The sequence below is a fragment of the Streptomyces sp. NPDC003011 genome (genome assembly GCF_053591515.1).
This window is the reverse complement of sequence record NZ_JBSFTY010000025.1, coordinates 82,916-97,567: the sequence shown is the minus strand read 5'-3', so window position 1 is coordinate 97,567 and position 14,652 is coordinate 82,916. Positions and strand designations below refer to the sequence as shown.

The 14,652-nt window shown below is 71.4% G+C and carries 16 protein-coding genes; 8 read left to right on the top strand and 8 right to left on the bottom strand.

The genetic code is table 11. The features are described 5' to 3' along the window. A partial coding sequence (locus tag ACWD0J_RS15495; RefSeq protein WP_451496312.1) for a hypothetical protein occupies window positions 1-200 on the bottom strand: 200 nt, incomplete at its 3' end. Window positions 201-568: 368 nt separating this feature from the next. Between ACWD0J_RS15495 and ACWD0J_RS15490 the strand changes: the two genes are divergently transcribed. Next, on the top strand, window positions 569-865 hold the full coding sequence (locus ACWD0J_RS15490; RefSeq protein WP_286060229.1) for a GlsB/YeaQ/YmgE family stress response membrane protein: 297 nt from the start codon (window positions 569-571) through the stop codon (window positions 863-865). Window positions 866-1,004: 139 nt separating this feature from the next. Here ACWD0J_RS15490 and ACWD0J_RS15485 read toward each other — a convergent pair whose 3' ends face one another. The 3 genes from ACWD0J_RS15485 to ACWD0J_RS15475 are packed head-to-tail and all read right to left on the bottom strand — an operon-like array spanning window position 1,005 to window position 4,925. Further along, entirely contained in the window at window positions 1,005-3,071 is a 2,067-nt protein-coding gene (locus ACWD0J_RS15485; protein WP_451496311.1) for an iron ABC transporter permease, read from the bottom strand. A 7-nt stretch (window positions 3,072-3,078) separates the two neighbouring features. Beyond that, entirely contained in the window at window positions 3,079-4,059 is a 981-nt protein-coding gene (locus ACWD0J_RS15480; protein ID WP_451496310.1) for an ABC transporter substrate-binding protein, read from the bottom strand. Further along, entirely contained in the window at window positions 4,056-4,925 is an 870-nt protein-coding gene (locus tag ACWD0J_RS15475) for an ABC transporter ATP-binding protein (protein WP_451496309.1), read from the bottom strand. The genes ACWD0J_RS15480 and ACWD0J_RS15475 overlap by 4 nt, the downstream gene beginning before the upstream one ends. 179 nt (window positions 4,926-5,104) lie before the next feature. Here ACWD0J_RS15475 and ACWD0J_RS15470 point away from each other — a divergent pair, with 179 nt between their 5' ends. Genes ACWD0J_RS15470 through ACWD0J_RS15460 form a run of 3 tightly spaced genes read left to right on the top strand, consistent with a single transcriptional unit; the run spans window position 5,105 to window position 6,460 of the window. Then, complete coding sequence (locus ACWD0J_RS15470; RefSeq protein WP_451496308.1) at window positions 5,105-5,551, top strand: SRPBCC domain-containing protein; 447 nt, start codon at window positions 5,105-5,107, stop codon at window positions 5,549-5,551. Next, complete coding sequence (locus tag ACWD0J_RS15465) at window positions 5,548-5,916, top strand: ArsR/SmtB family transcription factor (RefSeq protein ID WP_451496307.1); 369 nt, start codon at window positions 5,548-5,550, stop codon at window positions 5,914-5,916. Before ACWD0J_RS15470 ends, ACWD0J_RS15465 begins: the two co-directional genes overlap by 4 nt. Window positions 5,917-5,950: 34 nt before the next feature. Next, on the top strand, window positions 5,951-6,460 hold the full coding sequence (locus ACWD0J_RS15460; RefSeq protein WP_451496306.1) for a hypothetical protein: 510 nt from the start codon (window positions 5,951-5,953) through the stop codon (window positions 6,458-6,460). Here ACWD0J_RS15460 and ACWD0J_RS15455 read toward each other — a convergent pair. Next, window positions 6,440-7,135, bottom strand: coding sequence for a hemerythrin domain-containing protein (locus tag ACWD0J_RS15455; RefSeq protein WP_451496305.1), 696 nt, complete (start codon window positions 7,133-7,135; stop codon window positions 6,440-6,442). The two genes, ACWD0J_RS15460 and ACWD0J_RS15455, sit on opposite strands and share 21 nt — an antisense overlap. Before the next feature lie 355 nt (window positions 7,136-7,490). Here ACWD0J_RS15455 and ACWD0J_RS15450 point away from each other — a divergent pair, with 355 nt between their 5' ends. The 4 genes from ACWD0J_RS15450 (at window position 7,491) to ACWD0J_RS15435 (ending at window position 10,752) form a co-directional block, all read left to right on the top strand. Then, a complete protein-coding gene (locus ACWD0J_RS15450; RefSeq protein WP_451496304.1) occupies window positions 7,491-8,585 on the top strand; it encodes a glutamate--cysteine ligase in 1,095 nt (364 codons plus the stop codon). Between the two features lie 47 nt (window positions 8,586-8,632). Further along, a complete protein-coding gene (locus tag ACWD0J_RS15445) occupies window positions 8,633-9,610 on the top strand; it encodes a Rieske 2Fe-2S domain-containing protein (RefSeq protein WP_451496303.1) in 978 nt (325 codons plus the stop codon). After that, window positions 9,594-10,136: a DUF1360 domain-containing protein gene (locus ACWD0J_RS15440; protein WP_451496302.1), complete on the top strand. Its 543-nt coding sequence runs from the start codon at window positions 9,594-9,596 to the stop codon at window positions 10,134-10,136. The genes ACWD0J_RS15445 and ACWD0J_RS15440 overlap by 17 nt, the downstream gene beginning before the upstream one ends. A gap of 79 nt (window positions 10,137-10,215) precedes the next feature. After that, window positions 10,216-10,752 carry a hypothetical protein gene (locus ACWD0J_RS15435; RefSeq protein ID WP_451496301.1) on the top strand — a complete coding sequence of 179 codons (537 nt, stop codon included), beginning with the start codon at window positions 10,216-10,218 and terminating at the stop codon, window positions 10,750-10,752. 109 nt (window positions 10,753-10,861) lie between these two features. Here the strand turns inward: ACWD0J_RS15435 and ACWD0J_RS15430 are convergent, their stop codons facing one another. From ACWD0J_RS15430 to ACWD0J_RS15420, 3 genes are all read right to left on the bottom strand, one after another. Further along, complete coding sequence (locus tag ACWD0J_RS15430; protein WP_451496300.1) at window positions 10,862-11,221, bottom strand: hypothetical protein; 360 nt, start codon at window positions 11,219-11,221, stop codon at window positions 10,862-10,864. Between the two features lie 8 nt (window positions 11,222-11,229). Further along, window positions 11,230-12,942, bottom strand: a complete 1,713-nt coding sequence (gene ctaD / locus ACWD0J_RS15425; RefSeq protein ID WP_451496299.1) for an aa3-type cytochrome oxidase subunit I — start codon at window positions 12,940-12,942, stop codon at window positions 11,230-11,232. A 253-nt stretch (window positions 12,943-13,195) separates the two neighbouring features. After that, a complete protein-coding gene (locus ACWD0J_RS15420; protein ID WP_451496298.1) occupies window positions 13,196-14,386 on the bottom strand; it encodes a PP2C family protein-serine/threonine phosphatase in 1,191 nt (396 codons plus the stop codon). Window positions 14,387-14,652: the final 266 nt, after the last annotated feature.

Here is a 14,652-nt window from a genome sequence, read left to right as displayed (position 1 = left end):
GCGACGTTGCCCAGGACGCTCGTGTCGTCGCTCGGCCAGCGCAGTTGTGCCAGAGCGCGGCCACGCCGGCCTCGCACCGGTTGCGTGTCCTGGGACCAGGTGCCGTCGAGTCGGCGATGCCTGGTCCCTCGGCATGACCGTTGCGCGAAGGCGCGTCGGAGCTGGTCCAGGGTGCGGGGGTGGTCACCTGGCACCGTCATGTCGGTTGTCCCGCCGCGCTGTTGGGCGGACCACCTGGGCGCAGCCGCCCTCGTCTCCGTCCGTTCCGGCCACCGGGTGCCGACAGGCGAGCACGTGATTCCCTGTTTGGCCGAGCCGCACCTTGTGGTGCTGCCGCACATGGGTTCGGTCATGAGGGCCACGCGCGCGGCGACGGTGGAACCGGCGGGCCCGACGGGCCCGCGAAACCTCTTCCGGACCGTCGCTGATCTGCCACGACGTGACCAAGTCGGCCCGGACCGGGGCCCGGACGGCATGGTGTCTTCAGGGCTTCGGCAAATACCGCAGTTTGACGGTGTGTTCCTGGGAAACACGTTCGTCGACCCGAAAGCAAGGGAGAAAAGCTGCCATGGGCATCATCGCGTGGATAGTCATCGGTCTGCTCGCCGGCGCCATTGCCAAGGCGCTCATGCCGGGTAAGGACCCGGGCGGAATCATCATCACCATGCTCATCGGTGTCGCCGGAGGGCTGCTCGGTGGCTTCCTCGGCAAGGTGATCTTCGGAGTGGACTCGATCGACGGCTTCTTCGATCTGTCCACCTGGATCGCGGCCATCGTCGGGTCCGTCATCCTCCTCGCGCTGTACCGTCTGATCACCAACCGCGGTCACGGGCGCGGCCATCGGCGCGGGCACGTCCACGCGTAACAGGGGCCGCGTAGCCGCCTGACGGGCGCTGAGCACCGTCGAAAAAACGTGAGCGCCCCCGTCCGATTCGGACGGGGGCGCTCACGTGTGTCCGGCGACCGCCGAACTCCGTCGTCAGCCGGGCACGGACTGCCGTGGACTACCGCCGGCTCCGTACCAGCAGATACAGGAAGTACGGCGTGCCGATCACCGCCGTCATGAGGCCGGCGCCGAGCTGTGCGGGCGCGATGACCGTGCGGCCGAGCAGGTCGGCCGCGCAGACGAGCGCGGCGCCGAGGAGGACGGCGACCGGCACCACGCGTACGTGCCGCCGGCCCACGAGGGCCCGTGCCGCGTGCGGCGCGACCAGGCCCACGAAACCGATGGTGCCGGCCGAGGCGACGGCGGTCGCGCTGAGCAGGACGCTCACCACCAGGAAGCCGAGACGGACCCGGGACAGCCGCAGGCCGAGCAGACGCGGGGTGTCCCCGTCCAGGGACACGAGGTCCAGCTCGGTGCGCCGGGCCGCCGCGACGCCGATGCCCAGGAGGAGCACGAGCGCGACGGGCAGGACGTCCGGCATGGTCCGTCCGTACGTCGAACCGGACAGCCAGGTCAGCGCCTTCGTGGCGTTGAACGGGTCGGTGAGCACGATGAGCAGGCTGGTCAGGGCGGTCGTCCCGGCGGCCACGCCAATGCCGACGAGGACCAGCCGGTTCTGCTGGTAACCGCCCCGGGCGGCCAGCCCGAAGACGACGACGCAGGACGCCGCGGCCCCCGCGAACGCGGCAGCCGCCACGCTCCAGGTGCCGGCGACGGGCACGGTGGTCACCAGGAGCACGGCACCCAGCGCGGCTCCGCCGCAGACGCCCAGGACCCCCGGTTCGGCGAGCGGGTTGCGGGTCACGGCCTGCACCAGCGTGCCGGCCAGGGCGAGCGCCGCGCCCGCGCACAGGGCCGCGAGGACCCGCGGCACCCGGGTGTCCAGGACGAAGGAGACGGCCCGGCCGGCCCGCCCCTGCACCCAGTTGACCACGTCGCCCAGCAGGAGCTTGCTGTCACCCAGCAGCACGCCGGCGACGGCGACACCGGCGACCACGGCGACGAGCGCGGCCAGCGTGACCAGGAACGCCGTGCGGCTGGGGATGCGCAGCCGGTCCGGTGCACCGGCTTCGGTGGTGTCCCGCAGCCGTAGGGCCGTCACCACCAGGAACACGGCACCGACGAGGCTGGTGACGACGCCGGTGGGCACGGTGACCGCCGTGTTCGCGGGCACCAGGGCCCGCAGCAGCACGTCAGAGCCGAGCACCAGTCCGGCGCCGGCCAGGCCGGCCACCGGCCAGGACGTACGGGCGCGGACGAAACCCCGGAACCGGCGGGCGAGCGGACGGACCAGGGCCGGTGCGCACAGGCCGACGAAGCCGATGGGCCCGGCGAGGGTGACGGCGGCCGCGGACAGGAGCGCCGCCAGCACCACCACCGTGACGCGGGTGGCGCGGACCGGGACGCCCAGACCGCGCGCGGCGTCGTCGCCGAGGGCGAGTGCGTCGACCCGGCGGGCGGTCAGCAGCAGACCGAGGAGCCCGGCCAGGGCGACGGGCAGCATCTGCACGACACCGTCGAAGCCGTTCTGGCCGATGCTGCCCTGGTTCCACTGGTACAGGCCCTCCGTCTGCTCGGGGAACAGCAGGAGCAGGCCCTCCGTCACGGAGTTCAGTCCCAGCGCCAGCGCGGTCCCGGCGAGGACCAGCCGTACGGTGCCCGTGCCGAGACCGGACAGCGCGAGGACGACGCCGGCGGCCAGCAGCCCGCCGGCGAAGGCCACGCCGGAGGAGGCGAGCAGCGGGAGCGAGACACCGGTCGCGCCGGCCAGCCCGAGCGCCAGGTACGAACCGGCGTTCACCGCGAGGGTGTCGGGGGAGGCGAGCACGTTGCGGCTGACGGCCTGGAGTACGGCGCCCGCCACCCCGAGGACCGCGCCGACCAGGAGGCCGGCGGTCATGCGCGGCAGCCGGGAGGCGACCACGACGGACGCGTCGGCCGGATCGGCCTGCCCGGTCAGGGCCTTGAACACCTCGGCCGGCCCGACGGCGGCGGTGCCCTGGGTGATGTCGACGACGGCGAGCGCGGCGACCAGCAGGACGAGCGCGGCCGTCACCGCGGCCGCGCCGGCGCGGGGCGTGGCCGCCTGCGGACGGGTGGCGGGTTTCGTCGCGGTGACGGCCATGGCTCCGCTACTGCGTCAGCGCGTCGACGACGGCGTCGATGTACGCCTCCATCGAGCGGGGACCGCCGAACATCCAGATGCCGTCGGGCAGTCGGTGCACGTCGCCGGCCTTGACGAAGGGCAGGGACGTCCACACGGGGTTCTTCGCCAGCGCGCCGGTGAAGGGCGTGCTGTTCTTGTCGCCGTCGTTGCCGATGTAGGCGAACTGGGTGTCCTTCGGCAGGTCGGTGAGGCCCTCGACATCGGTGGAACCGAGGCCGTAGCTGGCGTCGCCCTTGACCGTCCAGGCGTTCTCCAGCCCGATCTGCTCGTTGACGGCGCCGATGAGGGAGCCGCTGGTGTAGGGGCGCAGGGAAACCTGGTTGGAGGTGACGTAGCCGTCGGCGAAGGCGAACCGGGTGCCGTCGGCACCGGCGTCGGTGAGGGCCTTCCTGGCCTCGGCGACCTTGGCCTCGAAGTCCTCGCGGACCGTCCTGGCCTTGTCGGTGGTGCCGGTGGCCTGGGCGATGAGGTCGACGTTCTTCAGTGTCTGCCCGATCTGGTCGGAGCCGTCGGCGGGCTTCACCTCCAGCACGGGGGCGACCTCGCGCAGCTGCTTCAGGGCGGCCGGCGGCAGGTCGGTGGTCGCCACGACGAGGTCGGGCGACAGTGAGGCGATGGTGTCCATGCTCGGCTCGCCGCGCGTGCCGATGTCCTTCGGAGCCGTCGTCAGCGGGACGGCGGTGTTCCAGGTCCTGTAGCCCGTGACGTCGGCGACGCCGACGGGGTCGACGCCGAGCGTGAGGAGGCTCTCGGTGACGTTCCACTCGGTGGTGACGACCCTGGTGGCCGGGCCGTCGAGGGTGACCTTCGCGCCGGTGGCGTCGGTGACGGTGATGGCCTCGGAGGGCTTCGCGGAGCTGTCGGCGGCGGGCTCGGTGGTGCCGCACGCGGCGAGGGTGAGCGCCGCGGCGGCGGTGGTGGCCGCGGTGCGGAGGAGGCGTCTCATGAAGTGGTGCCGAGCCTTTCGCTGAGGGTGTGTCGCGTGTGATGGCGGCCGATCGGCCGGCTGCGCAGCCGGCCGGTCAGGGGATCGGTGTCGACGTCGATCCGGATGCCGTAGACGGCGGTCAGCCGTTCCGGTGTCAGGACGTCCTCGGGCCGGCCGTCGGCGACGACGCGGCCCGCTTCGAGCAGCGTGATCCGGTCGGCGACGGCCGCCGCCTGGTCGAGGTCGTGCAGGACGACGCCGACGGCGATCCCGTGCTCGTCCGCCAGGTCGCGGACGAGGTCGAGGAGTTCGACCTGGTAGCGCAGGTCGAGGTAGGTGGTGGGCTCGTCCAGGAGCAGGACGCCGGTCTCCTGGGCGAGGCAGCCGGCGAGCCACACCCGCTGCAACTGCCCGCCGGACAGGTGGTCGGCGCCGCGCTCGGCGAGGTCCGTGAGACCGGTGAGCGCGAGCGCCCGGTCCACCGCGGCCGACGCGTCCGGATCCGGCCGGCCGAAGCGTCCCCGGTACGGATACCGGCCGAACTCGACGACGTCGCGCACGGTCAGTCCGCTGGGGGTGGGGCGGCCCTGGGTCAGCAGGGCGAGACGGCGCGAGAACTCACGGGACGTCAGGGCCAGGCCGTCGGTGTCGCCGTCGATCCTGAGCGTGGCGCGACGGGCCCGCTGCAGCCGGGCGATCGTCCGCAGCAGTGTCGACTTGCCGCTGCCGTTGGGGCCGACCAGGACGGTCACCTCACCGGGCCGGAGGGCGACCGTGGCGTCGTGCACCACGTCGACCCCGTCGTACGCCACGGTCACGCCGGTGGCCGACAGTTCATGGCCGCGCAGACGCGGGGTGCCGGCTGCTTCCTCACAAGATCTCACGCGACGAAGGTTAGCCTAACCTAAGTCGGGCCGGCAGGGGTGTCCCGGATGCCGGGCTCGGCCGGACCGCCACGCTCCCGGGCGTGCGTCGCAAGTAGTGCAACCGTCCAGTTGCACTTTCAGAGGCGTTGTGCAACTCTGCAGTTGCACCTGATGGCGGCGAGGAAAGGGAGTCCCTCATGAGCGAGGACCGGATCGAACGCGAAACCCTGATCGCGGCACCCCTGGAGCGGGTCTGGTCGCTGGTGGCGCAGCCCGGGTTCTGGGTGGCCGACAAAGCGAGCCTGCCCGGCACCGTGGCCAAGGAGGGCGAGTCGATGATCGCGAAGAACCCCGAGCACGGCGACTTCCCGGTACGCGTGGAGAAGGTCGAGCCGCCGACGTACCTGGCGTACCGGTGGACCAGCGCGTTCCCCGGGGAGGAACTGCGCGAGGACAACAGCACGCTCGTGGAGTTCACGCTGACCCAGGAAGGCGACCGGACGCGGCTGCGCGTCGTCGAGAGCGGATTCGCGGCGCTGGCCGGATCCGAGGAGCTGCGCAGCCAGAACCTGAAGGACCACAGCGAAGGCTGGCCCCTGGAGCTCGACGCGCTCAGGACGCGCGCCGAGAAGCCCGCCACGTGACGGAAGAGCGTTCCGGCGCCGCCGAGGTCGTCGACCACGTCCTCGGCGCGCTGGCCGACCCGACGCGACGCCGGCTGCTCGATCTGCTCGCGTCGCAGGGCGAGGCCACCGCCACGACGCTCGCCGAACGGCTCCCCGTCTCGCGGCAGGCGGTGGTCAAGCACCTCGCCGTCCTGGACGCCGCCGGGCTGGTGACCGGCGGCCGGGTCGGACGCGAGGTGCGGTACGCGGTGCGGCCCGCGGCGCTGGACACGACGGCACGGTGGATGGCCTCGCTCGCGGCCGACTGGGACCGGAGGCTGGCGCACATCAAACGCGTCGCCGAGGCAGCGGAGCGGGACGCGACGCGGACAGACCCGGACTGAGACGCAGACAGCCCCGACTGAAGGACACCACGCCATGGACACCACAGCGCTGCGCGGCGCCTACGACACGTTGTTCGAGGCGGCGGCGATGCCCGACCTCGGCGACGCGGACGACGGGGGATGGAACGCCGACCGGATACTGGCTCACCTGCTCAGCGTCGACGCCTCCACCGCGGCGGTCGCCCTGGGCGTCGTCGCCGGCTCGCGGCCCACCTTCGACAACCGCATCTCGCTGGACACCTGGAACCTGGACCGGATCATCGCCGGGCACGCAGGCCGGACCGACCTGATGGAGCATGTCCGCAGCCAGGCCGCCGTCCTGTGCGACATCGCCGGCCAACTGGACCAGGAGGCCGCCTCGGTCCTGGTGCCGTCGCTCCTCCTGTCCGACGACGCCCTCGTGCTGGACCAGCCGGTCGCGCTGGCCGGCCTCATCGACGGCCTCGCCGAGAACCACGTGCCCGCGCATACCCGGCAGCTTCTCGATCTCCGCGTCACCGTCCCGGGACGCCGGCCCGTCCCCTCAGCGCCGCCTGCTCCGTAGCGCGACGGCCGCTGCGACGGAGACCAACAGGCCGGCCAGTCCGCCGGCCACCTTCTTGGCCGTCGCCACCTTCTCGGCCGTCGCCGCGGAACGTCCGGGGCCGAGCGCGTCCCGCAGCCGGTCGTACAGACTCAACGGGACGCCCAGGATCGCGTTGCCGGGCGGACGCCGGGGGATGACCGGGTGGGGATGCGTGGGCGCGCTCATCCGGACCGTCTCCCACACCGTGCCCAGCCGGCGCAGCTGAGCCGTGTCCAGGGCCTCCTGAAGGCGGGGCAGCACCAGGTCCTCCTCGTCCCTGATGTCCTGCCGGATCAGAGCGAAGACCTGCTGCACCTTCCGTTCGCGCTCCGGCTGTCCGGGACTGAGGCGTTCGACGGCGGCGACGAGATCGTTGATCTGCTGGTGTTCCTCCTCGACCCGGGAGGTCAGCTCCTCCCCGTCCGCGACGGAGCGCCGTACGGCCGGCCACAGCACGGTCTCCTCGGCGAACGCGTGACTGAAGACGAGCTGGACGATGTCCTTCAGGAGCCGCTCACGGTCCTCGCCCTCGCTGTGGGCGTCGTACGCGTTCATCAGGCGGTCCATCTCGGCGTGGTCGCGGCGTTGCCGTGCCAGGACGCTGTCCCGGCCGCCCAGCTGCTCGACGGTCTCTCCTGCGATGGTCCGGGGCATGGACCGCTCCCTTCCTGTGGACCGGCGACGAGGTCGCCCCGGGTCCCGGCGCTGCTGGGGACTCCCGGGACGGGAGCGAGTACCCCGACGCGGCCCCGCACACCGCACGGACGGCACGCGCGACGCTTTCCGGCGTCCGCGCAGGGCACCGGCGTGATCGCCGGAGATGACAGCGTGCTGCGGTTCACCCCATGTACGCACCGTGTCCTCGACTGTGCCGGGTTTGTGATGAAGCGGCCGCGGCACTCGGAGAGCCCCACAACGCGTACCTCTGCCGAGGTGATCACCGCCGCGAGGGGTGTCAGCCAGGTGCGTCGCAGCCGGACACGGCAGCGAGCGGAACAGAGGGCGAGCGATGACGACGATCGGCGTCGAAGAGGAATATCTGCTGATTGACCCCGTCACGGGCCTTCCTCTGCCGCTGGCGGAGAAGGTGCGCATGGCGACGGGTGTGGCACAGCTGCTGGACGACCAGAAGGTGCAGTCCGAGCTGTTGCAGGCGCAGGTCGAGGTGGCCACCCCGGTGTGCGGCACCCTGGAGGAGGTCGGCGGGCACCTGCTGCGGTTGCGGCATGCCGTCGTGGCGGCCGCCGAGGCGCACGGCTGCCGGCTCGCGGCCTGCGGCACCCCGCCGGTGCGTGATCAGCGTCCGGTGGCCGTCACCGACGAGGCCCGTTACCGGGCGATGCGCGCGCAGGCCCCGCAGCTGGTGGCGGAGCAGCTGGTCAACGGCATGCACGTGCACGTCGCCGTACCCAGCCGGGAGGCGGGCGTGCAGGTTCTGAACCGGCTCCGGTTGTGGCTTCCGACGCTGACGGCGATGTCGGCGAACTCCCCGCTGTGGGACGGCCACGACACCGGCTTCGGCAGCTGGCGCACCGTGATCTTCAGCCGCTGGCCGGTCAGCGGCATGCCTCCGTCCTTCCACGACGAGGCCGACTACGACCGGCGTGTCCAGCGACTGCTGGAGAGCGGTCTGATCTCGGACACCGGTCAGCTGTACTGGCAGGCCCGCCTCTCGGAGCGGTACCCCACCATCGAGGTGCGGTGCCTGGACGTGCAGCTGCGCGTGGACGACGCCGTCATGTTCGCCGGACTCGTCCGGGCTCTGGTGGAGACCGCCCTGGGCGAGGCGACCGCCGGCGCTCCCACACCCGACTGCGCGCCGGAACTGCTGCAGGCCGGCATGTGGCACGCGGCCCGGCACGGTCTGAGCGACACCCTCATCGACCCGAGCGGCAGCCGACGCCGCGCCGGCGACGTCCTGTGCCAGCTCCTGCGACATGTCGCTCCCGCACTGGAGGCATCCGGTGACGGCCGGGAGGTGACCGGCCTGATCCACCGGCTCCTCCAGGACGGCACCGGGGCGGACCGACAGCGAGCCGCCCTCGCCGAAGGCGGTCTGGGCGCGGCCATCGACCTGATCATCAGCGAGGGCGGCACGCCATGACCTCGTCCCTCCGTTTGCCTGGTGAGCAGGTGGGGACCCGGCTGCGCATGAGCACAACGCCACGTCGCCGCAGACTGCAGCAGAACCGAATGCTGTGGCTTTTGGACCGGCTGGAACGGGAGCCCAGGGCCGACCCGATGATCGAGGCGCTGCGCAGCAAAGTGCGCTCGCTGCCCCTCGGACGCGTGCGGGACGTACTGCACGGCAGGTGGCTGGGGCACCCGGTACACCCCTTGATGGTGCAGGTGCCGATCGGCAGCTGGCTGTCGGCCGCGGTACTGGACCTGCGGCCCGGGCGCTCCCGTGAGGCGGGCGTCCTGGTGGGTGTCGGGCTGGCCGCGGCCGCGCCCGCCGCGTTGACGGGTGCCGTGGACTGGGCGGAACTGCACCGGCAGCAGATGCGCGTCGGACTGGTGCACGCCGTCGCCAACACGACTGCCGTCGGACTGTACGCGGCCTCGCTGGCCTGCCGGGTCACGGGCCGCTCGGCCGCCGGACGGGCGTACGGCTTCCTGGGCCTGACGGCGGTCGGGATCGGCGGCATGCTGGGCGGTCACCTCGCCTACCGTCAGGCATCCGGTGCCAACCACGCCGAAGAGGTGCCGCACGTCGTCTCCGAAGGCTGGCACCGGGTCGGGGCCGTGGACGAGTTCCCGGCCGGTCAGCCCGTACGGCGCAGCGTGGACGACGTACCCGTCCTGGTGGTGCGCGAGTCCGGGGGCACCGTCCACGCGCTGGCGGAGAGGTGCAGCCACCTCGCGGGACCGCTCTCCGAGGGCACCGTCACCGACGGATGTGTCCGGTGCCCGTGGCACGGCAGTGTCTTCCGGCTCTCGGACGGCTGGAACGTACGCGGTCCCGCCACCGCCCCCCAGCCCGCCTTCGACACCCGGATCGTCGACGGCCATGTCGAGGTGCGTCTGCGCGAGGACGACCACAACGACGACGGAGCGGGGAGCGGTGGGGAAGCGGACCTGGAACGGAGCGGGACAGGAGCGGACGGGGCACATGGGTACAGCAACTGACAGCCGGTTCGCACGACGTCTGCACGGCCTGCTGCAACGCACCACACGGGAGTACTCGGCGGAGGAGGAGCGGCCGCTGGGCGGCTATCTCGCCGCCATGGCAACGTTCGGGGCGTACACGGCGGCGTGGGCCACGGTGGTCCGGCTCCGCGGGCGGCCGCTGCCCGACCGGCCCGAGCCGTGGGACGTGGTGCTGACCTCGGTGGCTGCCTTCCGGCTGAGCCGACTGCTGAGCAAGGCATCGGTGACCAGTCCGCTGCGGGCCCCCTTCACGGAGTACGTCGGCCCGCAGGGCCCGGCCGAACTGCACGAGGAGGCGCGGTCCGAGGAGGGCAAGAGCACCGCGGGCGAGTTGATGACCTGCCCGTTCTGCATGAGCGTCTGGGTGGCCTCGACACTCACCGCGGGCCAGCTGCTCTGGCCGCGTGCGACCCGCACCGCCATGGGCGCGCTCGCCGCTCTGGCCGGGTCGGACGCGCTGCAACTGGCGTACACCGCGCTGGTGGAGAAGACCACCGGCGAGTGACCTCATGACCTCGGTGCGGGACACCCCGGGCGGTCCGCCGGGGGCGGGTGAAGGCGCCGGTACCGGGTACTCGCCCGGCATGATCACACGCGCGCTGTGGCAGGGGCTGGCCGCCGGTACCGTCGGCGCAGTCGTGATGACGCTCGGCGAGAAGATCGAGCAGGCCGTCACCGGCCGGCCGGACTCCCATGTGCCCGCGCGGGTCCTTCAGCGGCTGACCGGACTGCCCGAACGTCCCGGCACACAGCCCCTGCCGGTCAACTGGGCCATGCACTACGGTCAGGCCGCGCTTCTCGGGGTGCTGCGCTCGGTGATGGCCCAGGCCGGACTGCGCGGGCCCGTCGCCTCCGCCCAGTTCACCGTCGTCCGTCTCACCAACGACCAGATCCTGGAGAACGCGACCGGCGTCGGTGCCCCGCCCTCCACGTGGCCCCGCAAGGAACTCGTCGTGGACGTCCTGCACAAGGCCGTCTACGCCTTCGTCACCGGCGCCGTGGCCGACGCGCTCGCCGCTCGCGGCGGCCCCGGCCCCGGACAGCGCCACGCCGCCCGTCGCCCCGGCCGCCGCCGCGCCGACGTGGGCCCCCTTCCCCGCAAAGAGGCCTACGGCCGGTGACGATGCCCCGCCGCGCGGGTCGGCCCAGGGAGCCAGGCCGCGGCTCGTGCGGCGCGCGCTCACGGGACGGAGGCAGCGGCGGAATCCAGCGGCGAATCCAGCAGCGGCTCTAGCGGCCGACGAGGTACATCAGCGTGCTCACTCCGGCCGTGCAGGCGAGGACGGCGCAGGCGCAGGCCGCGTGACGCTTGAGCAGCTCGCGGCGGAGGGACGCGTAACGGTCCTCGTACTCTTCCCGCAGCCGGCCGGCCCGTTCGGTGGTGGTCAGCAGCATCTGACGGGTGAGGTCGATGCGCTGGCGGAGGTAGTGGCGCGTGACGTCCTCGGCCTGCGCGCTGGTCAGCCAGGGCATGCGGGCGCAGAGATCTTCGGCTTCGCGCTGTGCCTGGTCGTGATGGGTGCGGGCGAGGAGGTAACCCTCGACCGTGTTCGCCAGTTCGCTGCGCTCGTCCTTGGCCGCCCTGCGCATGCCGTGTCTCACCGTGGTTCGCCCTTGTGTCCTTCGGGCTCCACGGCGTCGCGCCTGCCGACGTTCTCGCGCTCTTCGAGCTTGGTGAGTTCCGGGTGGTGCAGGTCGAAGGCGGGGGATTCGGAGCGGATGCGCGGCAGGGTGACGAAGTTGTGGCGGGGCGGGGGGCAGGAGGTGGCCCATTCCAGGGAGCGGCCGTAGCCCCAGGGGTCGTCGACCTCGACGCGTTCGCCCTTCTTGGCGGTCTTCCAGACGTTGTAGAGGAAGGGGAGGGTGGACAGGCCGAGGAGGAAGGCGCCGAGGGAGGAGAGGGTGTTGAGGGCGGTGAAGCCGTCGGCGGCGAGGTAGTCGGCGTAGCGGCGGGGCATGCCTTCGGCGCCGAGCCAGTGCTGGACGAGGAAGGTGGTGTGGAAGCCGACGAAGAGGGTCCAGAAGTGGACTTTCTCCAGGCGGGTGTCGAGCATGGTGCCGGTCATCTTGGGCCACCAGAAGCTGAATCCGCCGAACATCGCGAAGACGATCGTCCCGAACAGCACGTAGTGGAAGTGGGCGACGACGAAGTAGCTGTCGGTGACGTGGAAGTCCAGTGGCGGTGAGGCGAGCAGGACGCCGGTGAGACCGCCGAAGAGGAAGGTGACGAGGAAGCCGGCCGCCCACAGCATCGGCGGTTCGAAGGAGAGGGAGCCTTTCCACATGGTGCCGATCCAGTTGAAGAATTTCACGCCGGTCGGCACGGCGATCAGGAAGCTCATGAAGGAGAAGAACGGCAGCAGGACGGCCTGAGTGGCGAACATGTGGTGGGCCCACACGGTCACGGACAGACCGGTGATGGCGATGGTGGCGCCGACCAGGCCCATGTAGCCGAAGATCGGCTTGCGGGAGAAGACCGGGAGGATCTCGGTGATCACGCCGAAGAACGGCAGGGCGAGGATGTAGACCTCGGGGTGGCCGAAGAACCAGAACAGGTGCTGCCACAGGAGGGCGCCGCCGTTCTCCGGGTCGAAGATGTGCGCGCCGAACTTGCGGTCCGCCTCCAGTGCGAGGAGCGCGGCGGCCAGGACGGGGAAGGCGAGCAGGACCAGGACCGAGGTCAGGAGCACGTTCCAGGTGAAGATCGGCATGCGGAACATGGTCATGCCGGGGGCGCGCATGCAGATGATGGTGGTGATGAAGTTGACGGCGCCGAGGATGGTGCCGAATCCGGCCAGTGCCAGTCCCATGATCCACAGGTCGCCGCCGATGTAGCCGCTGCGGATGGGGCCGCTGAGGGGGGTGTAGGCGGTCCAGCCGAAGTCGGCGGCGCCCTGGGGGGTGAGGAAGCTGCCCAGGACGATGAGGCCGCCGAAGAGGAACAGCCAGTAGGACAACATGTTCAGGCGGGGGAAGGCGACGTCCGGGGAGCCGATCTGCAGTGGCATGATCGCGTTGGCGAACCCGGCGAAGGTCGGTGTGGCGAACAGCAGCAGCATGATCGTGCCGTGCATGGTGAACGCCTGGTTGTACTGCTCGTTGGACAGCAACTGCAGGCCCGGCCGGGCCAGTTCCGCCCTGATCGCCATCGCCAGCGCCCCGCCGACGAGGAAGAAGCCGAACGAGGTGATCAGGTAGAGGTGACCGATCTTCTTGTGGTCGGTCGTGGTCAGCCAGGTAACGATGACCTGGCCTCTGCTCCGGCGTTCCACGGCGGGGACCGGAGCAACGGGTTCGGTATGGATCGCCATCAGTTCCTCAATCAGCAGCAGTGCACGGACGGGTGGGGGAAGCGGAACAAGGACCCGCCCTGCTGGTCTTCGTGTCGGGCTGTGCGTAACCAGCCCAGCGGAAAGTAGTCCTGCCGATTCGGCACCGCGCCCGACAACGGCGGTTTCTGAGCTGAATGGCCGAATGATCCATGCGTCCGGGGGAATCCCACGGAGCGTCAGTCCACCGGCACCCCGCAATGGATGACGATCCGTTGCGCGTGACAGCGCGGGGTCAGGGGCTGCGCCACTCGCACAGCAGGACGGTGGCGTCGTCGTTGAGTCTGCCGTCGTGGTGGTCGAGCACCGCTCGTACGAGCCGGCGCAGTGTTTCCGGCACGGGCAGCCCGTCGGCTTGGTGGCGGATGACGAAGTCGACGAAGCGGTCGCGGCCGAACTCCTGGCCGTCGGCGTCGCGGGCTTCGGTGATGCCGTCGGTGTGCAGCAGGATCCGGTCGCCGGGTTCGAGCTGTTCGCGGCAGAGAACGGCGGGGAGACGCAGGTCCGTGCCGAGGGGGTGCGTGGGCGTGCAGGCCAGGGTGGTGGCCCAGCGACCGCCGCGGATCAGGACGGGCGGGTGGTGGCCGCAGTTGAGCCAGGTCAGCACTCCGGTGCCCATGTCGAGGTCGGCGAGGATGCCCGTGGCGTACCGCGCGCGGGTGAACTGTTCGATCAGCATGTGTTCGATGGCCCGCGCCGCTTCGACGGGGTCCGCGCCCTGGCGTCGCTGATTGCGGCAGGTGGCCACGGCGAGGTTGGCGGTCAGGCCGGCGGCGGTGTCGTGGCCCATGGCGTCGAAGATCGCGAAGTGGGCGGTGTCGCCGGCCACGGCGTAGTCGAAGGCGTCGCCCGCGGTGGCGTACGCCGGTTCCATGGCGGCGGCGATGGTCACCCGGTGGTTGGCGAAGGTCCGCGGCGGCATCAGAGTCCACTGCATCTCCGCGGACACCGACATGGGACTCAGACGGGTGAGGCGTGCGTAGGAGTCGCTGTGGGCGCGCTTGGACACCAGCATCATGCCCAGCAGTGACGACAGGTCCCGCATGGCTTCGTGGCCGGCGTCGTCCGGATCGGCATCGGTGTCGACACGGAGGACGCCGAGACGCTCGGTGCCGTCCAGGAGGGGCAGCCAGTGCTGCCGGTGGCCGCCGACGGTGGCCGACAACGCCTGCATGCTCCGGAAGGCCCGGCCGGGCAGGGTGGTGTCGATGCGCAGTTCCTGCCCGTCGGCGCCCGCGTCGATGCCGGCGCCGGTGGCTTCCCGCAGTACCTCTTCCCTCAGGTCGGCCACGTAGAAGCGCGCATGGCGCAGGCCCGCCGCGTCGGCATGCTCTGCCACGAGGGCCGGCAACTGTTCGAAGCTGGCCAGATGACTGGCCCGCAGCAGCCCGCGGAGCATGAGGGCCGAGTCACGAAGCGTGGTCATGGAAAGACCCATCAGACGGGGACGGCCCGCGTCCGTCCGCCGGCCCCGGCGACGGAGGGAAACGGTCTTGCTGCGCGGCGGACGAGAACAAGAAGCGGAACGGCCTTGTCTGCTCAGCGTACGGCTCGCCGCTCCCTTTGTGCGGGGTTCCGCCGCAGGGCGGCTCGTTGGGCGACGGCGGGGTGGTCAGGGTCGAGCTCCCGGAGCCGCGTGGGCACGGTTACGTCAATGATCCTCGGCATCAGCTCCGGAGGCAGGGGTACGAG

What these genes read in the sequence shown, in the direction of transcription:
- ACWD0J_RS15490 (WP_286060229.1), top strand. Translation starts at nt 569, where the DNA reads ATGGGCATCATCGCGTGGATAGTCATCGGTCTGCTCGCCGGCGCCATT.
- ACWD0J_RS15485 (WP_451496311.1), bottom strand. Translation starts at nt 3,071, where the DNA reads ATGGCCGTCACCGCGACGAAACCCGCCACCCGTCCGCAGGCGGCCACG.
- ACWD0J_RS15480 (WP_451496310.1), bottom strand. Translation starts at nt 4,059, where the DNA reads ATGAGACGCCTCCTCCGCACCGCGGCCACCACCGCCGCCGCGGCGCTC.
- ACWD0J_RS15470 (WP_451496308.1), top strand. Translation starts at nt 5,105, where the DNA reads ATGAGCGAGGACCGGATCGAACGCGAAACCCTGATCGCGGCACCCCTG.
- ACWD0J_RS15460 (WP_451496306.1), top strand. Translation starts at nt 5,951, where the DNA reads ATGGACACCACAGCGCTGCGCGGCGCCTACGACACGTTGTTCGAGGCG.
- ACWD0J_RS15455 (WP_451496305.1), bottom strand. Translation starts at nt 7,135, where the DNA reads ATGCCCCGGACCATCGCAGGAGAGACCGTCGAGCAGCTGGGCGGCCGG.
- ACWD0J_RS15450 (WP_451496304.1), top strand. Translation starts at nt 7,491, where the DNA reads ATGACGACGATCGGCGTCGAAGAGGAATATCTGCTGATTGACCCCGTC.
- ACWD0J_RS15445 (WP_451496303.1), top strand. Translation starts at nt 8,633, where the DNA reads ATGAGCACAACGCCACGTCGCCGCAGACTGCAGCAGAACCGAATGCTG.
- ACWD0J_RS15440 (WP_451496302.1), top strand. Translation starts at nt 9,594, where the DNA reads ATGGGTACAGCAACTGACAGCCGGTTCGCACGACGTCTGCACGGCCTG.
- ACWD0J_RS15435 (WP_451496301.1), top strand. Translation starts at nt 10,216, where the DNA reads ATGATCACACGCGCGCTGTGGCAGGGGCTGGCCGCCGGTACCGTCGGC.
- ACWD0J_RS15430 (WP_451496300.1), bottom strand. Translation starts at nt 11,221, where the DNA reads ATGCGCAGGGCGGCCAAGGACGAGCGCAGCGAACTGGCGAACACGGTC.
- ctaD (WP_451496299.1), bottom strand. Translation starts at nt 12,942, where the DNA reads ATGGCGATCCATACCGAACCCGTTGCTCCGGTCCCCGCCGTGGAACGC.
- ACWD0J_RS15420 (WP_451496298.1), bottom strand. Translation starts at nt 14,386, where the DNA reads ATGACCACGCTTCGTGACTCGGCCCTCATGCTCCGCGGGCTGCTGCGG.